At 45.4% G+C, this 25,101-nt stretch carries 14 protein-coding genes; 9 read left to right on the top strand and 5 right to left on the bottom strand.

Translation table 11 applies throughout. From position 1 onward, the window contains the following. Nucleotides 1-229: 229 nt before the first annotated feature. The gene (locus GO493_RS06450; protein ID WP_157305316.1) at nucleotides 230-1,402 is read right to left on the bottom strand and encodes an NUMOD4 domain-containing protein; all 1,173 of its coding nucleotides are present in this window, start codon (nucleotides 1,400-1,402) and stop codon (nucleotides 230-232) included. Between the two features lie 1,162 nt (nucleotides 1,403-2,564). On the opposite strand from GO493_RS06450, the gene GO493_RS06445 reads away from it, so the two are divergent. The 8 genes from GO493_RS06445 to GO493_RS06410 all read left to right on the top strand — a co-directional run bounded on the left by GO493_RS06445 (nucleotide 2,565) and on the right by GO493_RS06410 (nucleotide 18,332). Continuing rightward, entirely contained in the window at nucleotides 2,565-2,888 is a 324-nt protein-coding gene (locus GO493_RS06445; RefSeq protein WP_157305315.1) for a hypothetical protein, read from the top strand. 394 nt (nucleotides 2,889-3,282) lie between these two features. Continuing rightward, nucleotides 3,283-3,870, top strand: coding sequence for an RNA polymerase sigma factor (locus tag GO493_RS06440; RefSeq protein ID WP_157305314.1), 588 nt, complete (start codon nucleotides 3,283-3,285; stop codon nucleotides 3,868-3,870). Nucleotides 3,871-4,039: 169 nt separating this feature from the next. Then, nucleotides 4,040-5,203 carry a FecR family protein gene (locus tag GO493_RS06435; protein WP_157305313.1) on the top strand — a complete coding sequence of 388 codons (1,164 nt, stop codon included), beginning with the start codon at nucleotides 4,040-4,042 and terminating at the stop codon, nucleotides 5,201-5,203. A 45-nt stretch (nucleotides 5,204-5,248) separates the two neighbouring features. Further along, on the top strand, nucleotides 5,249-8,767 hold the full coding sequence (locus GO493_RS06430; protein WP_157305312.1) for a TonB-dependent receptor: 3,519 nt from the start codon (nucleotides 5,249-5,251) through the stop codon (nucleotides 8,765-8,767). Between the two features lie 21 nt (nucleotides 8,768-8,788). Further along, nucleotides 8,789-10,597, top strand: a complete 1,809-nt coding sequence (locus GO493_RS06425) for a RagB/SusD family nutrient uptake outer membrane protein (RefSeq protein ID WP_157305311.1) — start codon at nucleotides 8,789-8,791, stop codon at nucleotides 10,595-10,597. A 20-nt stretch (nucleotides 10,598-10,617) separates the two neighbouring features. Continuing rightward, nucleotides 10,618-12,156 carry a DUF5123 domain-containing protein gene (locus GO493_RS06420; protein ID WP_157305310.1) on the top strand — a complete coding sequence of 513 codons (1,539 nt, stop codon included), beginning with the start codon at nucleotides 10,618-10,620 and terminating at the stop codon, nucleotides 12,154-12,156. 40 nt (nucleotides 12,157-12,196) lie between these two features. Beyond that, nucleotides 12,197-17,746 (top strand): pectinesterase family protein, encoded by a 5,550-nt coding sequence (locus GO493_RS06415; RefSeq protein ID WP_157305309.1) that lies wholly within the window; start codon nucleotides 12,197-12,199, stop codon nucleotides 17,744-17,746. Between the two features lie 232 nt (nucleotides 17,747-17,978). Beyond that, nucleotides 17,979-18,332: a chorismate mutase gene (locus GO493_RS06410; RefSeq protein WP_157305308.1), complete on the top strand. Its 354-nt coding sequence runs from the start codon at nucleotides 17,979-17,981 to the stop codon at nucleotides 18,330-18,332. Between the two features lie 91 nt (nucleotides 18,333-18,423). Here GO493_RS06410 and GO493_RS06405 read toward each other — a convergent pair whose 3' ends face one another. From GO493_RS06405 to GO493_RS06390, 4 genes are all read right to left on the bottom strand, one after another. Then, nucleotides 18,424-20,193: a RagB/SusD family nutrient uptake outer membrane protein gene (locus GO493_RS06405; RefSeq protein ID WP_157305307.1), complete on the bottom strand. Its 1,770-nt coding sequence runs from the start codon at nucleotides 20,191-20,193 to the stop codon at nucleotides 18,424-18,426. A gap of 5 nt (nucleotides 20,194-20,198) precedes the next feature. Further along, on the bottom strand, nucleotides 20,199-23,210 hold the full coding sequence (locus tag GO493_RS06400) for a SusC/RagA family TonB-linked outer membrane protein (protein WP_157305306.1): 3,012 nt from the start codon (nucleotides 23,208-23,210) through the stop codon (nucleotides 20,199-20,201). After that, on the bottom strand, nucleotides 23,207-23,395 hold the full coding sequence (locus tag GO493_RS06395; RefSeq protein WP_157305305.1) for a hypothetical protein: 189 nt from the start codon (nucleotides 23,393-23,395) through the stop codon (nucleotides 23,207-23,209). Before GO493_RS06395 ends, GO493_RS06400 begins: the two co-directional genes overlap by 4 nt. A 147-nt stretch (nucleotides 23,396-23,542) precedes the next feature. Beyond that, complete coding sequence (locus GO493_RS06390) at nucleotides 23,543-23,974, bottom strand: DUF305 domain-containing protein (protein ID WP_198315543.1); 432 nt, start codon at nucleotides 23,972-23,974, stop codon at nucleotides 23,543-23,545. Nucleotides 23,975-24,187: 213 nt separating this feature from the next. Here GO493_RS06390 and GO493_RS06385 point away from each other — a divergent pair, with 213 nt between their 5' ends. Then, nucleotides 24,188-25,030, top strand: coding sequence for an alpha/beta fold hydrolase (locus tag GO493_RS06385; protein ID WP_157305304.1), 843 nt, complete (start codon nucleotides 24,188-24,190; stop codon nucleotides 25,028-25,030). The last annotated feature ends 71 nt before the right edge of the window (nucleotides 25,031-25,101 follow it).

Here is a 25,101-nt window from a genome sequence, read left to right as displayed (position 1 = left end):
ATACATGAAGATAGTATTATCTGCTGATGCTATTTAACAGTAAGACTGAAGAGTTTCTAAGGGCAGCAAAAAAAAACGGGAAAGTATTCAGAGGGAGAGTATGAGGCGTTTGATAACAGCTAATGCCAGTCGAAGTGGGTTTGGAGAATTTCGAAAAATGGCAGTGTTTCTACACTGTGGCATCAGGTTTATTCAGCAGTTAATTAAATAAAATACAATGCGTTGCGATTCATTTAGAGCGATCAAGTGTTTTATGAATTGACCATACTCCCCTTTTTAATAGTAGGTTTTTGTAATGCAGATTAGTCGTATTATCGTCTTTGTAATAGATCCGCCCGTTAGTATCATCCAGATTAAAGGGGGCTATGAAGCAATAATATACGTACCTTGCTACGGAATAGATTTTCTTGTCAGAGCCTTTATCCAGCGTCACAAGGGCGCTACCAGCTACATTACGGCCATCAGGTCCCAGCCTGAAATCGAAGCCAAGCATCTTTATTTTTTCCAACACCCATTTTTTCTGCTTGCCCTCCGATATTCTCCGTAAACTTTTTACCCGGCCCATGTTGGATATTTCATACAGCCCTGCATGCCCTGGAAATGGTTTCCAGCGCTCTCCTTTCATGTTTGTTAAAGACAGGTTCAGGAAGGCTGGTACGTCTGTTCCTTTTGCTATCTTAATACCCAGCTTTTTTGCCAATTCTTTATTGACAGCTGGTCGCTCCGGATATCCTGTTTCTATGCTATCCAATTTTAATTTTCTTTTATGCGTTCCGGTACGCCAGAAATATCCTTTGTAACAAATATATTGCTGGCCTGCAACAGCGGCAATGGACCTGTTACTAAAGCCCGTTTGCTTGCCTGCATCATAATAACTGGGATACCAGGCAATGGGCTGCCCATCGCTGTCATACTGTGTTACCGGTTTACTCAGTATGCTTAAGTGGCTCTTGTGACGATTGCTGCGGAATGATTCAAACAATATTTCACTGTTTGTGGTAATAAACAGGTTACTATAATGCGTGTTACGGCCGTCTTTATCCTTAAAAGAAACCAATTGAGAACGGCCTTTCACTCCAATGGGAGCAACAAAACAGTGATATACCAATCTACTTACAGCAAAATAGTGTTTTACTCCATCTATGGTCAACGTAGCAACCAGGGAATAGATAGGTACCCCAAGAGTCTTATTATCTGTTTCATTAGCCTTTAATCTTAAAATACGTTCTGGTTTGTAGATCTCCTTCCACCTGCCCATTATTATACGCCCAAGAGACTTTACCCGCCCATGGTTGGAAACAGCATACAACCCTTCAAAATCCGGGATAGGCATCCAGCGTTCGCCACGAAGATCTTTAAGATTAAGATCCTGATATGGATATTTTTTTTCAGAGCTTCTCATAAATGTCCGTACAGAGTATTCTGTGTTTATAAATGTTTTATGTTGCTGTGTATTGTTTATCTCATGGCTGATTGGCCGAAATAAGTTGATTGGAATTAAATTACAGAAAATAGATGAAAAGGGCTATAATATCTGTAATTTCATTAATGAAATAAAGTATTTTATGCTGACAGACAAAAAAAGAAGCGCCCGTTATGAGCGCCTCCTTTAATTATGATAAGCCAGAGACCAGCTCTTTTTATGTTTTTACTTTTGATCCAGTAGATAGAAATATTCGTCATCGTTCAGATAGTATTTTCGCATTTCAAATACCGGGCTTGTATATACTCTGTACGAAACAGAATCTGGCATATGAAATACAACGTCTTTAGGATATCGCTCAACTGTTGGGAAAATATCTTCATGGTATACGATCCGGTTTTCCTGGTCAAGGAATACTAAACGTCTGCCTACATCATCATAGAAAGGATATGGCTGATCTAGTTCTTTCTCAATTTCCTTCAAAGAAAAGTCTGGAGTAAAATAATAAAATTTTTTCCATTTGAACGGAGTTGATTGCGAAATATCGATTACGCATTTTTCTACTTCACATTCACGTTTAATCTGTGATCGGATGTTGCCTTCAATCTTCCCATTGTTGGAAGTGCATGAGCTCCAAAGAAAAAGAAAGGCTAAAGGAAAAAATAACTGTCTATTACAAATCATATTAAATGTTTACTTGAGTTCTCTATTTATTTCCTGTAGAATTTTTTGTAACAGATACCAATATTTACATCTGACGATTTTCAAAGCCGCTAGAAATTGATTTTATTCTTTGCCATTAATTATGTCTTCATTTAGCATTCCTGTTAGGATTTTATCGCTGAACAGAAGTAATGTTTCATTACAAAATGAACGAAATGGCATTTATCTTTTTACTAAGATCGTCTTACTTTTGTTTTGATCATAAAAGACAACTTTCTCCATCCAGTTGCTGCAAAGAAAAGTAGAAGATTTTGAGCAAGCACTGTTGACAGGAAAGTATTCATGCAATGTATTGCGTGGGCTTCTTGTTCGTCGTGCTTCCCCCATCTTCTACGGGCTCTTTGGCGACGACAAGAGGTTCCACGCTTTTTTGTTTCTCAATTATCAATTTGTTAACTCAAAATCTCAAAAACATATTATGCAAACACCGACCGAGATTGTTCGCCAGTATCTTGAATGCTTTGAAGATACTGATGAAGTAAAAGAGACCTTACAGGAGATCATCGATCTCGCACTATCCAGCGATGAAGCCGATGACTGGACCGCAGATGAACGTGCAAACAGGATATCTTTCTGCAAACAGACAGGCAAATTTATTCACGCAGTTAAGCAACTTTATAAAAACCAGAATTATGATAAAGCAAGTGAAACATTTAAGCAGGGTACCAGCATACAGGAGAATCTTAGACATGGAATACCCGGGCAGAAGAGAATGGGAATATATGCAGACATGCGGAACTGATAAAACGCCATTTACTAATGTTAAGCCTGATATTGAGAAGAAAAAGAAGTTGCATGAGGTATTGGTGTAAATAAAGGTCATACCCCCGGGTTATTAAAGTAGTGCTATACGGGGGGATGGATTTAAAATGTAAGCATCAGTATGGTAACGCGGTGTTTGATAGTGTTCTTTTTATAATTGGGGCCATAAACCAGCGTCCATCTTCTAAAAAGGATGCCCTGAAAACATGTTCTTAGTAACAGGCTGTTTTATTTACGCAATCGTTCCCGGACTTCTTTCTGTTGTTTATCAGCCAAATGTGTAATTTCCTATCACAAATTCCACCTGGTCAGATGGTTTAGCCGCCTGCGGCGGCCAAACTGAGACAATAAAGGTTAGACGTAAAATTCGCGTTATGACTATAAATTCCATGGATGAAAAGCTATTACTGCAACAGATCGCTGAAGGCAGCGAGAAGGCCTTTGCAGTGCTTGTAGAACAAAAGTGGAATAATATCTACTGGCAGGCTATTACCTATGTTAAGTCATCCAGCCAGGCACAGGACATTGTGCAGGATGTTTTTCTGAAGGTCTGGCAGAAAAGGAAAGATCTTCCGCAGGTAGAACGATTTGATTCATACCTGTTCATCATGGCTCGTAATCATATTATCAGTGCTTTAAGGAAAAAAACCGTGCTTCCTCTTAGTGATGATGCACTGGAGGTTGAGGAGAAGAATTATCTTCCGGATAGAGCGTTATCGCAGAAGACACTGGCTGAGCTGATTGCCAGGGCTGTGGATCTGTTGCCTCAGCAGCAGAGGACTGCTTATTTGTTGAGCCGTGATCAGGGGTTGTCTCATGAGGAAATAGCTAGTAATATGAAGGTGTCTAAAGAGGCTGTTAAGAAGCATATTTGCAGGGCGCTTAATTTTTTGCGGAGTTATATCAGTGTTCATTCGGAGATAACTACTATATTGTCAATGTTTTATATAATAATGAGTTAATCGATTTTTTGAGGGAGGGAGTTTGGCCAGCGGCCGGCTAAAATTTCTTAATTGATATACCTGCGATAAGCGACTAAAATTCAAGCTGATACATCGCCAATCTGCTTGAGGTAAAAGAAAATTTCAAACCTACTGTCCCCTTTTACTTCTCTCATGCGTCTTCAATAATATGCAGAAGAACTCTTTTCAGGAATTACTGGATAAATACCTGACCGGCCGGATGACGGAAGCGGAATGGGAGCTCTTCCGCAGTATGCTGAATCAACCGGAATACAGGGAACAACTGGAAGCCCTTATCGATACCGAACTGGAGGAACATACATTTGAAGGGGAGCAAGACAATAGTATACTGGCCAGTATACAGGAGCGTTTGCAGGATAATATTAAAAAGAGACCAGGCACTATATTCAGTTTTATAAAAAAAATGGCTGTAGCGTGCACACTTATGGTGGCGATAGCCGGAACTGCTTACTGGTGGTTTTCATTAAAGCCTGTGCCTGAAAAGGAAGTAACTGTCAGCAGTAATACTGCTATTACACCGGGAGGGAATAAAGCCATATTACAATTAGGCAACGGCGCAAAGATTATACTTGACAACGCAAAAGAAGGTACGCTGGCGCAACAGGGACAGGCAAAGATCGTTAAACAGGGGAATGGACAACTATCCTATAACGTAACAGGTAATACACCCGATGCAACTGTCTACAACACAATAAGCACTCCAAGGGGCGGCCAATACCAGCTTACATTGTCTGACGGCACTAAAGTCTGGCTGAATGCCTCTTCCAGCTTAAGATACCCTGCAGCCTTTTCCGGGAAGGAAAGGCATGTGCAGTTAACCGGCGAAGGGTATTTCGAAGTGGCCAAAAACGCATCTATGCCGTTTCATGTTCAGGCAGGTAATGTTGATGTAGAAGTATTAGGTACTCATTTCAACATCAACAGCTATACAGATGAACCAAGTATCCGTACCACACTGCTTGAAGGAAGTGTGAAAGTTACTGACGGCAGGCAGGCCAGCATGCTGAAGCCCGGACAGGAGGCTTCTGTTAAACCTGAGGGCGGGATAAAGGTGCAGAGCGATGTAGACACAGAAGAAGTGATAGCCTGGAAGAACGGTATATTCCAGTTCAAAGCTGCAGATATTGAAACTGTTTTACGACAGGCAGCAAGATGGTATGATATTCAGTTTGAGTATAAAGGAGGTATTTCAGCACGTTTCTCGGGACAGATATCCAGGAGCGCCAATGCCGAGCAGCTGCTGAAAATACTGGAATTAACGGGTAAAGTACAATTTGAAATCCACGGGAAAAACATTGTAGTAAAGCAGTGACAGAATAACACTACTATTTTCTTCAACCAAAAGACGGACAAAATTATGCTATCGATTGTCTTTGGAAAAGCATCGTTTAAGAGACGCTTTTCCCTTACGACCATTGTATTACTAACTATTGCCTATCTCCATGCCAGCGCCAAAGTATCCGCCCAGGGAATTACTCTGAATGAAAAGAATGTACCGGTTGAAAAAGTATTCCGGGAAATTACCCGTCAGACGGGACTTGCGTTTTTCTATGTAGAGGGATTACTGGCTAATGCAAACAAAGTAACAGTAGTCATTAATAACGCCACGCTGGACCAGGCGCTTACGCTTTGCTTCTCGCAATTACCATTTACCTATTCTGTTGTAGACAAGACCATTGTAGTAAAGGAAAAAGTTCCCGGCAATAGTCCAGTGGCTACTAAGGCAGATCCTGTCCAGGTAACGGGGAAAATAACCGGTGCTGATAGAACGGGGCTGCCCGGCGCGACCATAGTAGAAAAAGGTACTAAGAATAAAGCGCTGAGCAGGGAAGACGGCAGTTTCAGCCTGAATGTTTCCAGGCCGGACGCTATACTGGTCGTTTCGTATATTGGCTTCCGTTCCAAGGAGGTTGTTCTTTCCGGTACATCCATCAATATTGTATTGCAGGAGGAGAACAAGAGTATGAATGAAGTTGTGGTGATAGGTTACCAGAGCGTACAGCGAAAAGACCTGACCGGTACTGTTTCCTCTGTCTCCGGTGCGCAGCTGGAGAAAATACCGGTAGCCAGTGCTGCAGAGGCGCTGACCGGCCGTTTGCCCGGGGTACAGGTGACCACGGTGGACGGGCAGCCGGGAGCTGAGATAGTTATTCGTGTTCGTGGGGGCGGATCTATTACTGGCAGCAATGATCCTTTGTTCATTGTAGACGGGTTCAGGGTGAGCAATATCAACGACATTGCTCCGTCTGATATAGCCAGTATAGATATCCTGAAAGATGCGGCTACTGCTGCTATTTACGGCGCCGCCGGCGCCAATGGCGTTGTTATTGTCACTACCAAAAGTGCTAAGGGCGGTAAAAGCATTGTAACGTATAATGGATTTGTGCAGGCCAGGCAGTTGCCCAGAAAACTGGATGTCCTCTCCCCTTACGAGTTTGTACTGGCGCAATATGAATACGCACGGCTGAGAAGCCAGGGCGATGTAGATAATTTCACTAAATACTTTGGCGCATTTGATGACCTGGAATTGTATAAATACCAAAAGGGTACAGACTGGCAGAAAAAACTGTACGGCAATCCGGCGTGGTCTCAACAGCATAATATCAGCTTAACAGGCGGTAATGAAAAGACAAAGTTTGCACTGAACTATACTTACAATAAAGAAGCGGGGCTGATTCCCAGTAACAGCTATACCCGTAACTACCTCAACTTTAAACTGAGTCACGAGGTTTCCAAATCCCTTAAACTGGACCTTGCCATACGTTATACGCATCCCATCACCAATGGCGCCGGTTCTGCCGGAGGCGCCAGTTTTCGTATAGGGGATGGTATTACTACCCGCCCGGTAAATGGGATTGCGGATATGATCATTATTGATCCAGGGAACAGTGAGGATTATGAGCAGTTCCTGCGGAATCTTATCAATCCGCTAAAGCTATCTGAACAGGATTACCGAAGGGCGGTAAACCGTGTTTTTAACGTCAATTCAGGCGTTTCATGGTCTCTGGCAAAGAATATCACTTACCGTTCTGAATACAGCCTGGGAATGAGCTTTGCAGAGAACAGAAGGTATTATGGTCCGCTAACGGGTACTGCCCGGAATGAAGGTGGTAACCTGCCTTTGGGAGAGATCACACAAACGAGGTTGCAGGATTACCGGTGGACCAATACCCTCAGCTACCAGCTGGACAAAGGGACAGGGCATAACCTGAACTTCCTGGTTGGGCAGGAAATACTGGCCAGAGGGAAGGGATTTGAAGAGTATAACAGGGCTAAGTATTTCAATGCAGATATTACTCCGGAGAAGCTGTTTGCCACAATGAACCTTGGCACACCGGACATTCATACAACCACGGAGATAGCGCCTGAAAAGACGGCGTCGTTCTTTGGCCGCGTTATCTACCAGTATAATGAAAAATATATCTTCAACGTCACCGCCCGCTATGATGGCTCTACACAGTTTGCTCCCGGCAAGCAATGGGGTATGTTCCCGGCTGCGTCCCTGGCATGGAGAGTATCTTCAGAGGAGTTTATGAACAACGTGAAGTTTGTTTCCGATCTGAAGCTCAGAGCCAGCTATGGAGCTGTGGGCAATAACAACATTAAGTCAGACCAGTGGAGGGTTTTATTTGCTTCCAGCAGTACCCGTCCTTATGGGGCAGGCGATGTGCCTAATCCATATTACACTTATGCCAGCACACAGCTTACAAATCCTGATGTTAAGTGGGAAACCACCATTACAAGGGATGTGGGCCTGGATTTCGATCTTTTTAATAATAAGTTGTCCGGGACACTGGACTTTTATCATAACACCACTAAAGATCTGCTGGTGCAATCTGCCATTCCGCAAACAACAGGTTTTTCCACGCAACAGCGTAATATAGGGCAAACCTCTAACAGGGGCGTTGAACTGGCATTAAGCGCTGACATTATCAATAAAAAGGACTTCCAGTTAAGCGTCAACTTCAACGTAGGTATTAATCGTGCCAGAATAGATAAGCTGGACGGAGTAGACGAAAGATCGTTCAACTCCAACTGGGCGGGTACTGATCTGAAAAATATTGATGACTACCGGTTGATAGTTGGCAGGACCATTGGCCTCATGTATGGATATGTAACTGAAGGTATGTATGGCGTTGATGATTTCAGCGGTTATGACCCGGTATCAAGAAAGTATATAGCGAAAGAAGGAGTACCACAGCAGGACCTTGGCGGTATCAGCTTACGGCCGGGTGTACTGAAACTGAAAGACCTGGACGGTAATGGCGCTATAGATGCGGAAGACCGTACTATCATCGGCAGTGCTCTACCTAAGGCCACCGGCGGGTTCGGTATCAATACAACGTATAAGGGATTTGATCTGGCAGCTTTCTTTAACTGGGTATATGGGAATAAGATATACAATACAGGTAAGATATCGTTCAACATGCTTTACAGGACAAGCTATGGCAATATACTGAATACATCTAACTATGCCAGCCGCTTCCATTATATTGATGCAGGTGGGAAGCTGGTAACAGACCTGCAGGAGCTGGCAGCGTTGAATCCTGATCCGAAGATATGGACACCATTTTCAATGGGTGGCGCAGCTCCCTATTTCCATTCATGGGCTGTGGAAGATGGTTCATTCCTGCGGCTGAACACTTTGTCATTAGGATATTCCCTGCCTAAGAAACTGATCTCTAAAGCGGCCCTGTCCAAATTCAGAATATATGCTACGGTGTACAATGCTTTTGTCCGGACAAAATACAGTGGTTATGATCCGGAAGTAAGTACTACGAGGAACAACGGCTATAATCAGCTGGTGCCGGGCGTAGATTACTCTGCGTTCCCGAAAAGCCGCTCTTACACTATGGGCGTTAATGTAGCATTTTAGCAAGACCAACAATCAACAGCAATGAAACATCCTTTATATTTTCCTATCGTTATGTGTTTCCTGCTTTTTATTTCCTGCAGGAAGTTCCTTACTTCAGATTCAGCGTCCCGTTTTCCGGAGGAATATGTTTTCGGTTCAGAGTCCGATGCAAAGAAGAGTGTTAACATGGTGTATGCCCTGTTTAACCAGGACGCTTTTACTTCACGTGTTTCTACCCTGTTTGCAGGTAATACAGATGTGGAGGTGGGAAGTGCGGTAGCGGCTTCGCCGGATGGCGGGAGACGCGATCTATGGTCGTTCGAGGCCACTTCTTCCAACAATGACCTGCTTACTGTCTGGAACAATGCATACAGCGCCATCAATAAAGCTAATGAATGTGAATTTGGGTTAACGACTATTTCACTGGAAAAAGATCCGGCCAATCTTACTTATCTCAACCTGCTGGGAGAGGTAAAAGCGTTGCGGGCGTATTGGTACATGTTGCTGGTGCACCATTGGGGAGATGTGCCTTTCAGTAAAAAGCCCTCCCGTGCGGGTGATAATTTCTACCTGCCCAAGACCAGCAGAGATAGTATTCTCAGCTTCCTGATAGACGACCTGATAAGCATTGAGCCGAAAATGCAATGGGCGGACCAGCTGGACTATGGTATAGAGCGCATTAACCGGGAGTTTGTGATTGGCCTGATTGCACGGTTGTCTTTAATGCGTGGAGGATACTGGCTTTATCCTGATATGACCATGAAGCGGAAGGACGACTATCAGCAGTATTATGAAATAGCTAACAAGTATTGTAAAAAGCTGGTGGAATTGAAGCCAAGGGAGCTGACAGACTTTGCCACTGTATTTATGAATGAGAACAAATATCTTAAGCCGGTGAACAATGATGTATTATACGAGGTGGCTTATCCGCCCGGATATGGTGATGTAGGCTGGTGCATGGGGGTAAGTGTCACTAACGGTACAAGTTACCATTCATTTGGCGCTACTACCATTTCAATGGCCTTTACTCCTTCGTACTATTACTCGTTTGATACTACCGACCTGCGGTTAGCGGCCACCTGTTCTATTGTCTCTTACAATGATACACTGGCGCAGGTTGCATCAGGGCCGACATCTATCGCCATTAACAAATGGAACCGGATGCTGGTACCTACGCCTTTAGGTCCTTCTTCCTCCAAAGGCACCAGTATTAACTGGCCGTTGATGCGATATGCGGATGTATTACTAATGCTGGCAGAAAGTGAGAATGAATTGAATGGCCCTACCGGTATTGCTAAGGATGCTTTACGCAAGGTGCGTCAACGAGCCTTCCCTCCTTCACTGTGGGCCGAGAAAGTAGATGCTTATCTTGCCTATGCTGCGGGAGATAAGACCTCTTTCTTCAATGCTATTGTCAATGAGCGTGCCTGGGAACTGGGTGGGGAGATGATACGGAAGTTTGACCTGGTGCGCTGGAACTTATATGGAAAGAAAATTGCTGAAACGAAGCAGATCCTCAACCAGATGGGACAGGATGCAGTAGCCGGTGTTGGCACATACAGCAAGTTGCCGGACTACCTGTATGCAAAGAGGAACAGTGACAAGACGCTCACTTTCCTGAACAGGTTTTATAAGGTAACCGGTACTGTGCCGGAGGAATATAATGTAAAGGTAAACTGGCTGCGCAATCTCTGGAATACAACTACCAACGGGCCAGCCAATTATGTTCTCTGGCAATGGAGGGGATATACTGACGACGGAGGAAATGCGCCGGTACGTTATGTACTGCCTTTGCACAGTTCTGTTATATCCAACAGCCTGGGTACGTTGAAAAATGATTATGGTTACTGATCCCAATATTTTGTCCACTTATGAAAAAGATACTGATCCTACTTGCAATAGCTTATACTGCCTGTAAAAAGGACGCGAATATAGATACCCCGAGGTTGTTCAGGCCTGTGAGGTCCGGAGAGCTGGCGGCAGATTCCAACACCATTGTTGCTTCCTGGCAGAAGATTACCGGGGCGGTTTCATACCAGCTACAGGTTAGCCGTGATACATTCCGGACTACAGACCTTTCCCTGCCCTTAGACACCAACATAGCAGTGGTGAAAAAACTGCTGTTCAACCAGCTGTACCAACTGAGGGTGAGAGCTGTGGCAGCAGATACGGTACAGAATTCCAAATGGTCTGACCTGGGTGCAGTTAAAACGTCATCGTCTATATTAAAAGTACCGGGCATAGATGACCTTACTTATAATTCAGTGCGTATACGGTGGGCTACCAAGGGAGCAGCGGTTAGTTCTATAAAAATTGTTAAATCGGCCGATGGTTCATTAGTGTCAGAAACGCCGCTTGCTGCGGAAGACCTGGTGAATGAATATAAGGTGATCGGCGGGTTGGAGGCTTCTACCGGCTATACGGCATTCCTGTACAGCGGTGAGGAAGAAAGAGGCTATGCTGATTTCACTACCAAAGTGCCGTTTTCTGGTATAGTAGTTGATCTGACCAGCTTTGTTGGACGGCCCGGCATTTTAGCTGATACCCTGCCATTTATACCTTCCGGAAGTACTGTATTATTGAAGAGAGGAGAAACCTATAATATCTCTTCTACCATCAGCTTTAATAAATCGCTCATATTCATGAGCGCCCCGGACCTGGCCAATACCACACAGGCAAAGATCTTCTTTACCAGCAATTTTAATTTTGAGGCAGGCGCAACGATCGATTCGCTTGAGTTTAATGACGTGTATATGATGGGAGATAACTATGGAAGCCGCTATGTATTTAACAACAGTAACAGCGCCAATGTAGGTAAATTAAAGTTCATGAACAGCCGGATAGAGATCTTCCGGGGAATGACGCGTTTGCAGGCTGGTACTACTACCGTGAATGACTTTATTATCAGCAATTGTATCATTGATAGTATTGGTAATTATTTTGTACTGAATATTGGATCCAGCAGCAAGGTCAATAAGATCTCTATCAGTAACAGTACTCTTTATAAAGTGGAAGGTGTGGTTTCCAGTGCGCAAAGCTCTGTTGCTGTGCTTGTAACGGATTGTACTTTTAATGAAGCGCCATTGGGCAACAGCAAGAATTATTATATAGATTATGGCTCCAATAGTATTACAGATGGCATTACTGTGACCAACTGCATTTTCGGTATTGGTAAGTACAGTGCAGGAGCAATTACCGTTAAAGGCTTCAGGGCAGTCAGTGGAATAATAAACGTCGGTAATAATTACCGTACTTCCGATCATCTATCTGCCGGCAATGATTTCCCTAATATTACTCCCTATACCCGTCCTGTGTCACAACTCTGGCAGGACGCCGCTGCCGGCAATTTTAAGATTGCCGACAATGCATTTCCCGGCAGGAACAGTACGGGAGATCCGAGGTGGAGATAGTTTCCCTGATTATAAGATATTACCTAACACTAACGAATATATGTCATACAAAAAGAGCAATCTGTCTGCCGGTTATCTGCTAATGATGCTGGCATTACTTCTGCCGGTGGCCGTGCATGCCCAGCTACCCGCTTTTCCCGGTGCTGAAGGCGCAGGCATGTACACAACAGGTGGCAGGGGCACATCGACAGCGCCTACTACTGTTTTTGAAGTAACGAACCTGCTGGATGATGGTCAGCCGGGCAGCCTGCGTTATGCCCTAACGGCTTCCGCCACCTACCGCACCGTTGTATTCAGGGTATCGGGCACTATCCATCTCAATTCGAGATTAAGTATAAGGGCCAATACCACTATTGCGGGGCAAACAGCCCCTGGTGATGGGATATGTGTGGCTGATTATCCTGTATCTGTCAGCGGTGATAATGTTATAGTGCGGTATATGCGTTTCCGTTTGGGGGACAAGAACCAGAAGAAGGTGGATGCAAATGGCAATCCCGTAGATGGCAGTGGTGGTGATGATGCTTTTGGGGGGCTGGGCGCCAGCAATGTCATCATTGATCATATTACTGCCAGCTGGAGCAGTGATGAGGCATTGACCATTTACCGGGGCGATAATCTTACTATTCAATGGTCTATAGTGTCAGAGCCATTGAACTATTCCTACCATTTTGAAACGGGCGATACAGACTATGAGCATCATGGCTATGGTGGTATATGGGGCGCCAAGAGGGGCAGCATGCACCATAACCTGATTGCGCATTGCCGTAACCGTAATCCCCGTTTTGCAGGTATCAGCACTTATACTCCCAACACTATTGGTGTTGAGAATGTGGACTTCCGGAATAATGTTATTTACAACTGGGGGATCAACACTGTTTATGGCGGTGAGGGAGGTAACTACAATGTAGTGAACAATTACTATAAATACGGTCCTAATACGGGAAGCGGTGTCAGGTATCGCATCTGTAATCCCAGCAGCAGTGCCAGTGTACCTGTTGGTAAATGGTATGTGAGCGGGAACTATGTGGATGGTTCTCCGGCCAATACGGCTGATAACCGGGCTGGCGTCAGCACGGCAGATCCTGCGGCGGCGATGGCCACTACCCCATTCAACCTTGGCTACCCTTTGAATACGGAAGCCGCGTTGAATGCCTATGAATCCGTACTACAGGGGGCCGGTTGCAGCCTGCCTAACCGTGATACGCTGGACCAGAGGATAGTAAATAATGTACGTAACAGGACGGGCAGCATTATAGATGTACAGGGCGGGTATCCTCATGGTACTGCGTACGATCAGACTGTTAACGCCTGGCCGGCGCTGGCATCTGTGGCGGCACCGGCTGACGGTGACCATGACGGTATGCCGGACAGCTATGAAACGGCTAATGGCCTTAATCCCGCTGATGCAGCTGACCGTAATGGTTATGCGGCCAATGGTTATACTAACCTGGAAAATTACCTGAACAGTCTTACCAATCCTGCTACCAGTACTAACCCGGTAATATATGCCCAGGCGACGTTTAACAGCTTCAGTCAAACAGCAGGTTCTCCTTCTGCTTCACAGAGCTTTACCGTTTCGGGGGCTAATCTTACCGGCGCCATCACTATTACAGCGCCGGCCAGCTACCAGCTATCGTCAGACGGGAGTAACTGGAGCACTACGCTTACGTTTAACCCGGCTACGGGAAATACTATCTATGTAAGATTAAATGCAACTTCCAGTGGCAGCTATTCAGGTAGTATCCTGCTTGAAAGCAGTGGCGCTACGTCTATCAGTTTTCCCGTTAGCGGGACAACAGGCGCCGTGACAGCTAATCAAAAACAGGTGATCGGTATTTTTCCTATAATGGAGGGCGGGTTTGAAAACCAGGCAGCGGGCGCAGTTTCTACTACTGCTCCTGCTGCGGCCCTGAATCTCAATCAAACAGCCTGGACCACTTCAGGATCAGCCAATATTGTCAATAATGGTACGGCCAGAACGGGAAATAATTATTTTACATACACCAGTACAAGCACCAGCACCAAGAATGTCTACTCCCCTACTATTACTGCATCCCGGTTCACAAATACCACGAAGTACATTGTACAATATTATTACAGGGCGCCAGCGCCTGCAACAGGTAATACTGTAAGCGGATTACTGGCAGTCGCGGACAGCACAAACTTTACTACTGGTTATTCGACAATAACGTATGCGGGTACGGATAATGGCTGGTTAAAAGCGGCTAAGTCCTATTCCATCAATCCTGCCTATACGCCGGGTATCTCTTTTGGAGGTCTCCGTTTCAACGGTGGTGGCACAGCCATTGCCAAACCCTTCGATGTAGATGATCTGGTAATATACCCGGCCGATGATCAGAGTAATCCGTCGCCGGATACTACCGCTCCTGCGGTTGTTACCAATGCAAAGGCTGTCAGGGTGAATGGTGTAGTAAATATCAGCTGGACGGCACCCGCTACCGGTGTAGATGGTGGCGGATACCTGGTAGTACGCAGCACTTCATCTGCTACTCCGGCTTTAAATGCAAACGGAATCTATTCAACAGGGAACAGCATTGGGAACAATGGTACTGTAATATATATTGGTACAGCAACTTCTTTCACTGACAATAACACTCTGGTATCTGATACAACTTATACTTATTCTATTTTCACAGCAGATAAAGCTTTCAATTATTCACAGACAGCTACCACATTCATTAAAGTCACGGCATCTGTGCCGGTATATACTGCTGACAATGCGGATATAGTTGTGGCAAAGGATGGCAGCGGCAGTTATGCTACCATACAGGCAGCTATTGATGCGGCTCCCTCAGGGAGGACAACACCGTATGTCATTTTCGTCGGGAATGGTAAATATGTAGAGAAAATAAAGATCCCCTCCAATAAAACCTTCATTCACCTGGTAGGTGAAAGTGTTACCAATACTATTATCAGCTGGGATTCTTATTCCGGTAAAGTAGAGAATGGTGTAGTAATAGGCACCAATACTTCTGCTACCCTTACGATCAATGCCAATGATTTCCTTATGCTGAATATTACGGTGGAGAATTCAACAGGGTATACGGGTGATGGTCCGCAGGCAGTTGCCGTGTATATCTCAGGAGACCGTCACGTGTTCAAAAGCTGCAGGTTTATTGGCGGACAGGATACATTCTGGCATAATGGCACAGGAAGGCATTACCTGAAGAACTGTTACATTGATGGTAACACTGACTTTATTTTCGGTTCATCCACAGTTGTATTTGATTCGTGTATCATTCATCCGAGGGACAGGGTTGATGGAGGCAGCGGCGGGTTTGTTACTGCGGCCAATACCACGGCAGATAAAGCGTATGGTGAAGTTTTCAGGGATTGTATACTGACAAAGAACCGGGGTACTACACTTTACACACTGGGAAGGCCCTGGCAGAATGCGCCTAAAACGGTGTACCTGAACACTGTTATGGGATCGTCTATCAATTCTACTGGTTGGTCGACCTGGAACATTGACCCTTCTCTTATTATCTATGCTGAGTACGGGTCTAAGAAGTTCGATAATACTCCGGTTGATGTCAGTAAGCGTGTGTCCTGGTCCAAACAGCTGAATGATACTGAAGCAGCAGCTTATTACAATAACAGTAATCTCTTTGGCACCTGGGACCCTTTTACGGCTTTCCCTGCCATTAATGGTCCGGTTACTACGGCCCTGGCAGTAGCTAATTTCCGTGCTAAACGCAGCAGTTCCAATTCTACGCTGAGCTGGAACATATGCTGGCCTATGAGCGGGGTAAAGTATGAGCTGTTCCGCAGCCGGGACAGTGTCAACTATACAAAGATAGGCGAAGTGAATGGTGTTATTGATTCTGTTGTAGCATTCAGTCTGACGGATACCCTGCCTGCAAAGGGAACTATCTATTACTATTATGTAAAGGCATCCAAGAGCGGTTATCCATCCACCAATAGTTATGTTGCAATAGTTGATCCTTCTGTTCCATTGAATGGTGATTACCGTTCCAAAGCATCCGGTAGCTGGACCAATGCCGGCAGTACTTCTATATGGGAGAGGTATAACGGTACTACTAAATTATGGGAAGAGGTGCCGGCAGGTACGGGAGCTTCAGGGAATGTGACTATCTCAACCGGAGATACTGTTGCGTTGAACGGTCTTGTGGGTATCAATAGCTTAACGGTTGATTCAGGTGCTGTATTACAGACAGATGGGCAGAACAGGAACTTCCGTGTTAAGGGAGATGTAAACAATGCAGGCATCTTTGGCGGGGATGATCCCAATGTTAACAAGATCACCCTGGAACTGGACGGTACTAATGGGATTTATAACATTAGCGGTGATGGCGTCTATAACTTCAACACTATCCGTGCGTTGACTGCTGTTCAGAACCTGACGGTAAACATCAATGCAAATGTTACATTGTATGGCAATCTTCAGGCATGGTATGGCAGCGGATCTGCCACCAATTATGGCGGTAATAATGTGATCGTTAATATCGGTAAGGGTTATACTGTGAAAGCCAATGCGCTGCATAGTACGGCTACGACCAATACGGCTGCATCTTTTGGCAGCTATACCTACAATATTAATGGAACGCTGGACCTGAGTAACAGCAGTACGCTCAGCAGTATTATACCACATGCTACTATTGCGGAGAGCTCCGTTACATTAAATGTAAATGGTGTTCTCAAAACGGGCAGCCTGTTCCGCACCGTGAGCAGTGCACCGGGGGCGTCTGAAGGGAAAGTGATCTTAACTATTGGAGAAGAAGGCCTGATAGATGCTGTAAAAGCAGATGCAGGTTTTACTATCCTGCCTAATTATTTTATAGTAAGTGGTAAGGGTACACTGAAACGTGCGGTAGGCAGTACCGCGGTTACATTCCCTATAGGGGCCAGCGGCGGCAGTTATAGTCCAGTTATCTTATCCAATACGGGGACTGCCGATAATTTTTCGGTGACAGTAAAGAACACCTTTGATCATCCTGTTCCTGATTCCGGCAGAGTGGTGAACAAGCAATGGAGTATTACTGAAGAAGCTCCGGGAGGAAGCCTTGTAACGGCTAAGTTTCAATGGCAGGCAGCTGACCAGTCGCCCGGCTTTGATTCCGCACAGTTGCTGGCAGTGATGCAGTATAACAACAACTGGGACATAAAAGCGGCTGCATATGAAACGCCTAATACAGCTGTTGTTTCGGGGTTGAACAGCTTCTCTGATTTTGGTGTCACCAATTATACCAAGGCGAATGGTGATAAAGTACTTATCTGTCATAAAGGAAAGACGCTTTGTATTTCGCGGGATGCTGTGCAGGCTCATTTGAAGCATGGAGATAGCTGGGGTGCATGTGATGAGAAGCAGGAGGTAAAGATATATCCTAATCCGGTACGTGATAACCTGAATGTACAGGTGAAACATGTAATGGCTGATGCTACGGTTCAATTGTTCACCGCCAGAGGTTTATTAATACGTTCGGTAAGATTGACCAGCACTCCGCAAAATATGTCAGTGAGAGGATTGCCGCAAGGGGTATACCTGCTGGTGATAAGGAATGGTGACAAGGTTACTACAGAGAAAATAGTTGTTACGTCATATTATTGATATAAGCATCACGATCATCTTTTTTTTGTAATCGGAGTTTCTGTTTCAGCCGGTACCTGCTCATTGAGCAGGTCGCTTTTCTTTTACAGAAAATTTTTCCACTACCGATACAACAATTCATTAGTTGAGGTGGTATACCTATTTTTTAGGGTATTTTCACATATCTACATATATTGCAGTCTCCATTTCTATTTACCTGCGACAAAATATTTATCACATTAATCATTAAACTATGAAGAAAGGATTGATTATCACAGGTATGCTGTTAGCAGGATTGGTGAACGCCAATGCACAAACGCAAACGGCGCCTAAGCAGGATACGCTGACAATGTTCAGGGGTAAGATAAACCAGCTGGATAAGGAGATTGTTCATCTTTTGGGAGAGAGAATGGCGGCGGCGAGGGCTATTGGCACATATAAGATGAATCATAAAATAGAGGTGACACAGTCTGCGAGATTCAATGAGGTGTTGCAGAAAGCTATAAGCCAGGGGAAGGAAGAGGGGCTTTCAGAGGAATTTATTAAAGCGTTGTATGAGGATATTCATAAGGAGAGTATTCGTCAGCAGGAGGCTTTGAAACAATAAAGGGAAGTTGTTTAAAGAAAATGGGATCGCTTTCGGCGATCCCATTTTCTTAGTGCAGGTTTGGTTGGCCTGTGGTCAACCGGAGATAAAATCAATACTTATCGTTCTGCTGGAACAGTTTGGAAGCATCGATGGTAGACTGAGGGATCGGGAAGATCCTCTGGTAAGGTTGAGATACGGGTTTAGCTGTGCCTGCCGCTTCAAATTTCCCAAAACGTATCATCTGTTTCCTTCTGTACATTTCCCAGTATAACTCGAATCCAATCTCATTGTACAATGTCTGCTCATCGACAGAAGTCAGCGCTTTACCGGGAACATTGTTGTACAGTGCTTCACGGGTACGGCTGGTCCTCAACTTATTTATATCATCCATTGCAGACTGTGTCAGGCCCTTGCGGAAATAGGCTTCAGCGCGCATACAATAGATGCCGCCCAGACGGTAAAGCGGAATATCTACATTGCTGGTACCATTATCTTTCTCAGGATCGAACTCGTATTTGAACACTCTTACACCACGGTTGATCTGGGCCTGGGTGAAAACTGCCTGGGCCGGGTTATCAAAGTTAAGCTCGGGAGTGAAATCCATAGGCAGCGTAGTGTTCTTTTCGCAGAAGAGTTTGGAGACCTTGATACGATCATCAGATGTCATCTGATATTTGGTACTGGATACAGGGATAGGACCATACTGCTGGCCTACCTGCATACCACGGTTAAAATGGAACCAGGGTAATGAAGGAGAACTGTTTGCTACAGTGGTGGTAGCAGGTACACTTACGTCGGTACCATCATTCATGAACCAGGTGCCATCAGTATACTGATAATGCCTGCTAAAACGGGGATCATCATGGTTATTATCCCAGGTAGCATAAAACTCAGGCGTAGTGCAGGAAGCGTTTGTGCCCCTGTTAGCCGGGGAAGGTTTCTGGTTCCTCTCCATAGGCATGTAGGCGAAATCGTTGTCGCTGCTGCGCAGGTTATTGATGTCCTGAGTCACTACAAAGATCAGCTCTGTACCTGTGTTATTGTCTATATCAAAGTTTTTGAAGTAGTTGCTTTCCAATGTGAACATGTTGGAGCTGATGATCTGGGAGGTATAAGAGATCACCTTATCCATATCTGAGCCATTACCATCAACTGCAGCTTCGTCAAATTTGAAACCGGTGGTTGAATAACGGTCTTTGAGTACTGCGCGGTTCAGGTACATATCGGCCAGCATTGCATAGGCGGCCTGTTTGGTGAACCTGCCGTCATGTGTGGATTGTTCTTTGATATTAGCCAGATCAGGTATCAGGGATTCCACTTCTTTGATGAGTACATCGATGGTGGTATCTGCCTTTCTTACTTCCAGGGGAGCGTTGGTAACATAAGGGTTCCGGTAAGGCGCCTGTCCGTAGAGGTCCAGCGTATGATATGTATAAAACGCCAGCAGTGCCCTGGCTTCCGCCATGAAAAGCTTCTTGTTGGTGAAATCCTGTGTGTTGTTGATAGTGCTGATAGCGGTAATTGATTTGGTGATACCGCTGTTCAGGTTGTTCCAGGTATTGGTTACCACGGAGTTGGCTGGCCCCCACGTGAATTCGTGCATGGCACGCCATGTACCGCCGTCCCCCCAGTCGCTACCACGGGTAGGGAGCATTGCTTCGTCAGTTGAATATTCCTGCATTGCAAATACGTTACCATGATCTACGAAGGTAGCGTTACCCATTTGTCCGTATGCGGCTGCCAGGGCATTTTCAGGGTTTGCATTATCGGAACCCAGTACCTCATCTATCACCTTTTCATCGAGGTTGGTGCAGCCTACCATTGCTGTCATGAAGAAAGCACAGGCTATTTTATATAGTTGTAATGATTTCATTCTCATAGTGTCTAAAATTTAACTGTTGCGCCTAACAGGAATGTTTTTGTAGATGGGTAAGTGGCATAATCCACACCGAGGGACTGGTTACCATCTACTGTTTTAGTAGTATTCACCAGCGGGTCATAGCCGGAATATTTGGTGATGGTAAACAGGTTCTGACCGCTCACATAGATGTTGAGTGATTTCAGCCAGGTTACCTGCGGTAGTGACAATGTATAACCCAGCCTTACGTTATTCAGGCGGATAAAATCTGATTTTTCCAGGTAGAGTGTTGACAGCTGTACAAGGTTTGCGGTGCTAGCTTTGGCTTCATAATATTTTGCCAGTACGTTACGGTCAGATGCGAGGCTGTTGATGTTCAGGTCCAGCGCGGTGTTGTTAACCAGGTAACCGCCTGTTTGCCCTATGAAGGAGAATGCCAGGTCAAATTTCTTATAGCGCATCTGGCTGTTAAGGCCAAAGTTAAAGTTAGGAATAGCTCCCTGGAAGATCTGCCTGTCATTAGGGTTGATAACGCCGTCGCCGGTTTTATCTTCGAAGATGTCTTTACCATCTTTGTCGTACCCCAGGTGTTTCAGCATGTAGAAAGAACCAGCTTCATAGCCATTCTTGTAAATGTTGGCATTTACGCCGGAAAGGCCGGGACCGGAGATGCTACCGGAATAGAGTTCTGAAACAGGGAGGTCTTTGATGGTGTTGGACAGTGTAGAACCGTTAACGTCAACATTCCAGGTAAAGTTCTTTGTATTGATGACCTGTGTACCCAGCATGAATTCAAATCCTTTGTTCACGATCTGTGCGTCTACGTTCTTCCATACGGTGGTGGTAGGGCTGAGCGGCTCAGAAGGGATGTTGAGGATAGGATCTTTGGTGGTTTTGTTGTAGTACTCCAGTGAGCCGTACAGCTTACCTTTCCACAGGTTGAAGTCTACACCGATGTTGTACTGTTCAACCAGTTCCCATTTCAGTTTGGGGTTTGGTGTACGGTTTACGGTAACGCCGTTCACCACTGCCTGGTCGCCATAGAGGTAATATCCTGCAGATGGAGATAAAGAGTAGCTGGCCTGGGTGATCTTGTTGGGTACTTCCTGGTTACCTGTTTGTCCCCAGCTGGCACGGAGCTTCAGGTCTTCAACAGCGCTGATATCTTTCATAAAACCTTCCTGGGACAGGGTCCAGCCTACAGCGAATGAAGGGAAGTAACCGTATTTGTTGTCTTTACCGAAGCGGGTGGAGCCGTCAGCACGGAGAGAGGCGGTAAACAGGTAACGGTTGTCGTAGTTATAGTTTACACGTCCGAAGTAAGACTGCAGCTCATTCTCCTGGGCATAGCCGCTTGGGCTGGTAGGCGTTCCGGAGTAACCGGGGTTGTATTCAGGATCTACGCCCTGTCCCTGTTGCGCAATGCCCTGAGTACCGAAGGCGGTACCTGAGAACTTGAACTGCTGGTAAGAGAAACCGCCCAGTACTTCTACCTGGTGTTTGTTAACTGACAGGTTATAGGTCAGGTAATGGTCCAGCAATGTGGTCAGTGAGGACAGGTTGTTCTGAACATAAGCACCGGTTGGAGTTCTGTCAGTTACGTTAGGATAGATAGTTGAGTTTCTTTCTGAAGTAGATTTGTCAATACCGTAGTTGATGCGGTAGTTCAGACCTTTCAGGATCCTGAAGGAAGCTTCAACGTTACCCAGGACACGGAAGGTGTTGGTTTTATCCTTGTAGATGCTCAGCAGATAAGCGGGGTTATAGTGAGCATTCATGTTGAAGTTGGTGTATTTGCCGGCAGAATCGTATACGGAGCGTGTAGGGTTGGCCATCAGCGCGTGGATGATGAGCTGACCGTCGGAACCTGCGGTGTTACCGTTGGGGATACCTGTTTCCTGGATATCGCTGGCGGTCAGGTTCATTTTTACTATCAGGCGTTTATCGTCGAAGAAAGACTCCTCAGCGTTCACCCTTGCGGTAGTTCTTTTGAAGGTGCTTGTTTCTACGATACCATCCTGATCCATATGGGACAGTGAGGCCATGTAGCTACCGGTAGCGGAAGTTTTGGCGAATGACAGGTTGTGGTTCTGTACAAATGCGTTGCGGTAAATGACGTCCTGCCAGTCGGTGTTACCACCGTGGTCATAGGCAGGGTTTACCAGTGCCTTGCGATATTCTGCTGCAGAGAGCACGTCCATTTTTTTGATAACGGAAGAGGTGCCTATGTAGGTATCGTAGGTCAGCACAGGTCCTCCCCTGTTACCACGCTTGGTGGTGATCAGCACTACGCCGTTGGAGCCCCTGGCACCGTAAATAGCGGCGGCAGATGCGTCTTTCAGGATGGTAACGGTCTCAATATCGCTTGTATTCAGGAAGTTGAGCGGGTTCTTTGGTTCGGAGCTACCGAGGCCGAAGTTAGGGCCTGCTGCGCTCACGTTATCGTTACTTAACGGTACTCCATCTACGACGAAGAGCGGAGTGCTGCCGCTGCGGATGGAGCCTACGCCACGGATGAAAACGTCTACGCCGGCGCCGGGCTCGCCGCTGGACTGGGCGATACGTACGCCGGATACTTTACCCTGCAGCATATTGTCTACAGAGATGTTGGCGCCTTGTTTAATATTATCTGCCTTTAACTGGGTGAGTGCACCTGTTACGTCGGCTTTGGTCTGGCTGCCGTAACCTACTACTACCACTTCACCCAGCTGGCTGCTGCTGCCGCTCAGGGTGATCTTCATCAGGGAGCTGCTGGCTGTAACCTGCTGCTGGGTGTAGCCGATGAATGAGATAACGAGTTTCTCACCTTCTGCCGCCTGCAGGGTGAATTCCCCACGGTCGTTCGTGGTGGTAACGCGATTGGTGGCAAGTGATTTTACAGAGGCACCCGGTATGGGGCTGCCGTCTGTACCAACAACTACCCCTTTTATGGGTTGCTGCGCTACCTGCTCAGAAATAGGATGACGTGGCACATTGGCCATAGAGGGGCTGATGGCTGAAAGCCATACTGCCGCCATTAATAGGTAATGATTATTCATGGGCAATCTATTATTCGTTGATGTGAATAGGTTATAGTGGTATACCGGATACCGTTGCCGGTACCTGTCATAATTATTGTCTCGTTGCGCATAAGCGATTGGTTGGGAGTATCCCTGAATGCCAGTGTTTTTATGAAATCGGCCGCAATGATAAGGCATTGTCCTGAATTAGGCACTAATTTCATGTTATGTTTGTTTTAACTAAATTCCCCGCGCGGGGTGTAGTAAGCTACAGGATCAGGCAACTTTCATGGGGGCTATAAGGTTCATTCTACGTGGAAAATTGTGGTTCTGTTCATTCTCTTATTTTTCCAGTTCATTCAGCTTTGCTTTCATCTGGTCGATTTCGGTTTGCTGACCGGAGCGTATCTGTTCGATAATTTTTTAAGCTCCGGATCTTTGATATCAGCCTGTTCGCACATCAGGATTGCGCCGGAATGGTGTGGAATCATAGATCTTATGAATTGCTTATCATCGACTACAGCCTGTTGCCTGATCAATAAAAAGAAAATAATTAACAACGCAGTACTGCCTGCGATAAGCAAGATATTGATTTTTTTGTTCCTGTACATTGATCCCATAAGAAGCAACTCAATAATTATCATGGGGCTGGTCATCAGGCCTGCCATATAAAACTGATTTATATTCATAAATACATTTGAGAAAGTATCAACCATTGCGTACATGAGTATATACATGGCTAAAAAAGAGAGAATGGCCATTACAAGCAATTTTCCGTAGTGATGGGTATGCTGCGTTTCCATGATCTGATCATTTTAAAAAGCATCTGCAATCTCCTGTCCATTATTATTTACGGAGGTGCAGGGAATTTATAATCAATATGTTGGAAGGCTGAGCGGGCTCAGTCAGAATTATTGTAAAGGAAGCCGGGGAAGGGAATAGTGTCTACGAAATGGGGTGTTAGCGGCAGCTGGAATTCAAACTGATGTATTATCTTAATCGTGTAAAATCATTTTATGACAGAAAGAATAATAACCATCGGGCAGGTACCGGTTACCTGTTACGAAGGCGGCCAGGGAGACAATACTTTAGTATTATTACATGGATGGCCGCAAACGTCCTATGTGTGGAGAAAAGTATTTCAGCCGCTTGCGGAGCAGCACCGGGTTATAGCTATTGACCTTCCCGGAATGGGGAATGATAATGCGGCAGATAGTGCGGATACGGCGGCTATTGCGGCTATTGTGAAATGTGTGTGTGATGAGCTGGGACTGGATAAGTTTAATATTGCTGGTCATGATATAGGCGCATGGGTAGCTGCGGCCTTCGCGTTAGCGTATGAAGAAAGACTGAGATCGCTGATAGTGATGGATGCTGGTATACCGGGGTTGATACCGGATGAGATCTTCACCCCTGCCAATGCCGGTAAAATATGGCAATTCTATTTCCATGCTATTAAAGAGTTGCCGGAACAATTGCTGGAAGGGAAAGAGAGGGAATATCTTTCCTGGTATTTTGAGAATAAATCTGCGGTTAAGGATGCTATTACGGCGGCTGATATTGATCATTACGTCCAGGCTTATAAAGGGAAACGACGACTGACTGGTGGTTTTGCCTATTACCAGGCTTTTCCTGAAAGTGTAATTCAGAACAAAGCCCGGTTAAGGAATCTTAGTATACCGGTATTGGCTATTGGCGGGGAGAAAGCGCAGGGGTTAAATATGGGGAAGGCTATGAGCAGGATATGTACGGAAAATCTGACGGCGATAAGTATTCCGGATTGCGGGCATTATATTCCGGAGGAGAGGCCGGAGGAGATGTTGAGGGCGTTTGATGAGTTCTTTATAAAAGTGAAATGATATAATAAGGAGAGACCGGCCAGAGAAAAAAAGTATATTTGACAGCAAATTTTGCCAACAGAAACCATATC

This window comes from Chitinophaga tropicalis, assembly GCF_009758205.1.
Classification (GTDB): domain Bacteria; phylum Bacteroidota; class Bacteroidia; order Chitinophagales; family Chitinophagaceae; genus Chitinophaga; species Chitinophaga tropicalis.
Note: the sequence above shows the minus strand (reverse complement) of the source record. Positions and strands in the feature narration are given on the sequence as shown.

What these genes read in the sequence shown, in the direction of transcription:
- GO493_RS06450 (WP_157305316.1), bottom strand. Translation starts at nt 1,402, where the DNA reads ATGAGAAGCTCTGAAAAAAAATATCCATATCAGGATCTTAATCTTAAA.
- GO493_RS06445 (WP_157305315.1), top strand. Translation starts at nt 2,565, where the DNA reads ATGCAAACACCGACCGAGATTGTTCGCCAGTATCTTGAATGCTTTGAA.
- GO493_RS06440 (WP_157305314.1), top strand. Translation starts at nt 3,283, where the DNA reads ATGACTATAAATTCCATGGATGAAAAGCTATTACTGCAACAGATCGCT.
- GO493_RS06435 (WP_157305313.1), top strand. Translation starts at nt 4,040, where the DNA reads ATGCAGAAGAACTCTTTTCAGGAATTACTGGATAAATACCTGACCGGC.
- GO493_RS06430 (WP_157305312.1), top strand. Translation starts at nt 5,249, where the DNA reads ATGCTATCGATTGTCTTTGGAAAAGCATCGTTTAAGAGACGCTTTTCC.
- GO493_RS06425 (WP_157305311.1), top strand. Translation starts at nt 8,789, where the DNA reads ATGAAACATCCTTTATATTTTCCTATCGTTATGTGTTTCCTGCTTTTT.
- GO493_RS06420 (WP_157305310.1), top strand. Translation starts at nt 10,618, where the DNA reads ATGAAAAAGATACTGATCCTACTTGCAATAGCTTATACTGCCTGTAAA.
- GO493_RS06415 (WP_157305309.1), top strand. Translation starts at nt 12,197, where the DNA reads ATGTCATACAAAAAGAGCAATCTGTCTGCCGGTTATCTGCTAATGATG.
- GO493_RS06410 (WP_157305308.1), top strand. Translation starts at nt 17,979, where the DNA reads ATGAAGAAAGGATTGATTATCACAGGTATGCTGTTAGCAGGATTGGTG.
- GO493_RS06405 (WP_157305307.1), bottom strand. Translation starts at nt 20,193, where the DNA reads ATGAGAATGAAATCATTACAACTATATAAAATAGCCTGTGCTTTCTTC.
- GO493_RS06400 (WP_157305306.1), bottom strand. Translation starts at nt 23,210, where the DNA reads ATGAATAATCATTACCTATTAATGGCGGCAGTATGGCTTTCAGCCATC.
- GO493_RS06395 (WP_157305305.1), bottom strand. Translation starts at nt 23,395, where the DNA reads ATGAAATTAGTGCCTAATTCAGGACAATGCCTTATCATTGCGGCCGAT.
- GO493_RS06390 (WP_198315543.1), bottom strand. Translation starts at nt 23,974, where the DNA reads ATGGAAACGCAGCATACCCATCACTACGGAAAATTGCTTGTAATGGCC.
- GO493_RS06385 (WP_157305304.1), top strand. Translation starts at nt 24,188, where the DNA reads ATGACAGAAAGAATAATAACCATCGGGCAGGTACCGGTTACCTGTTAC.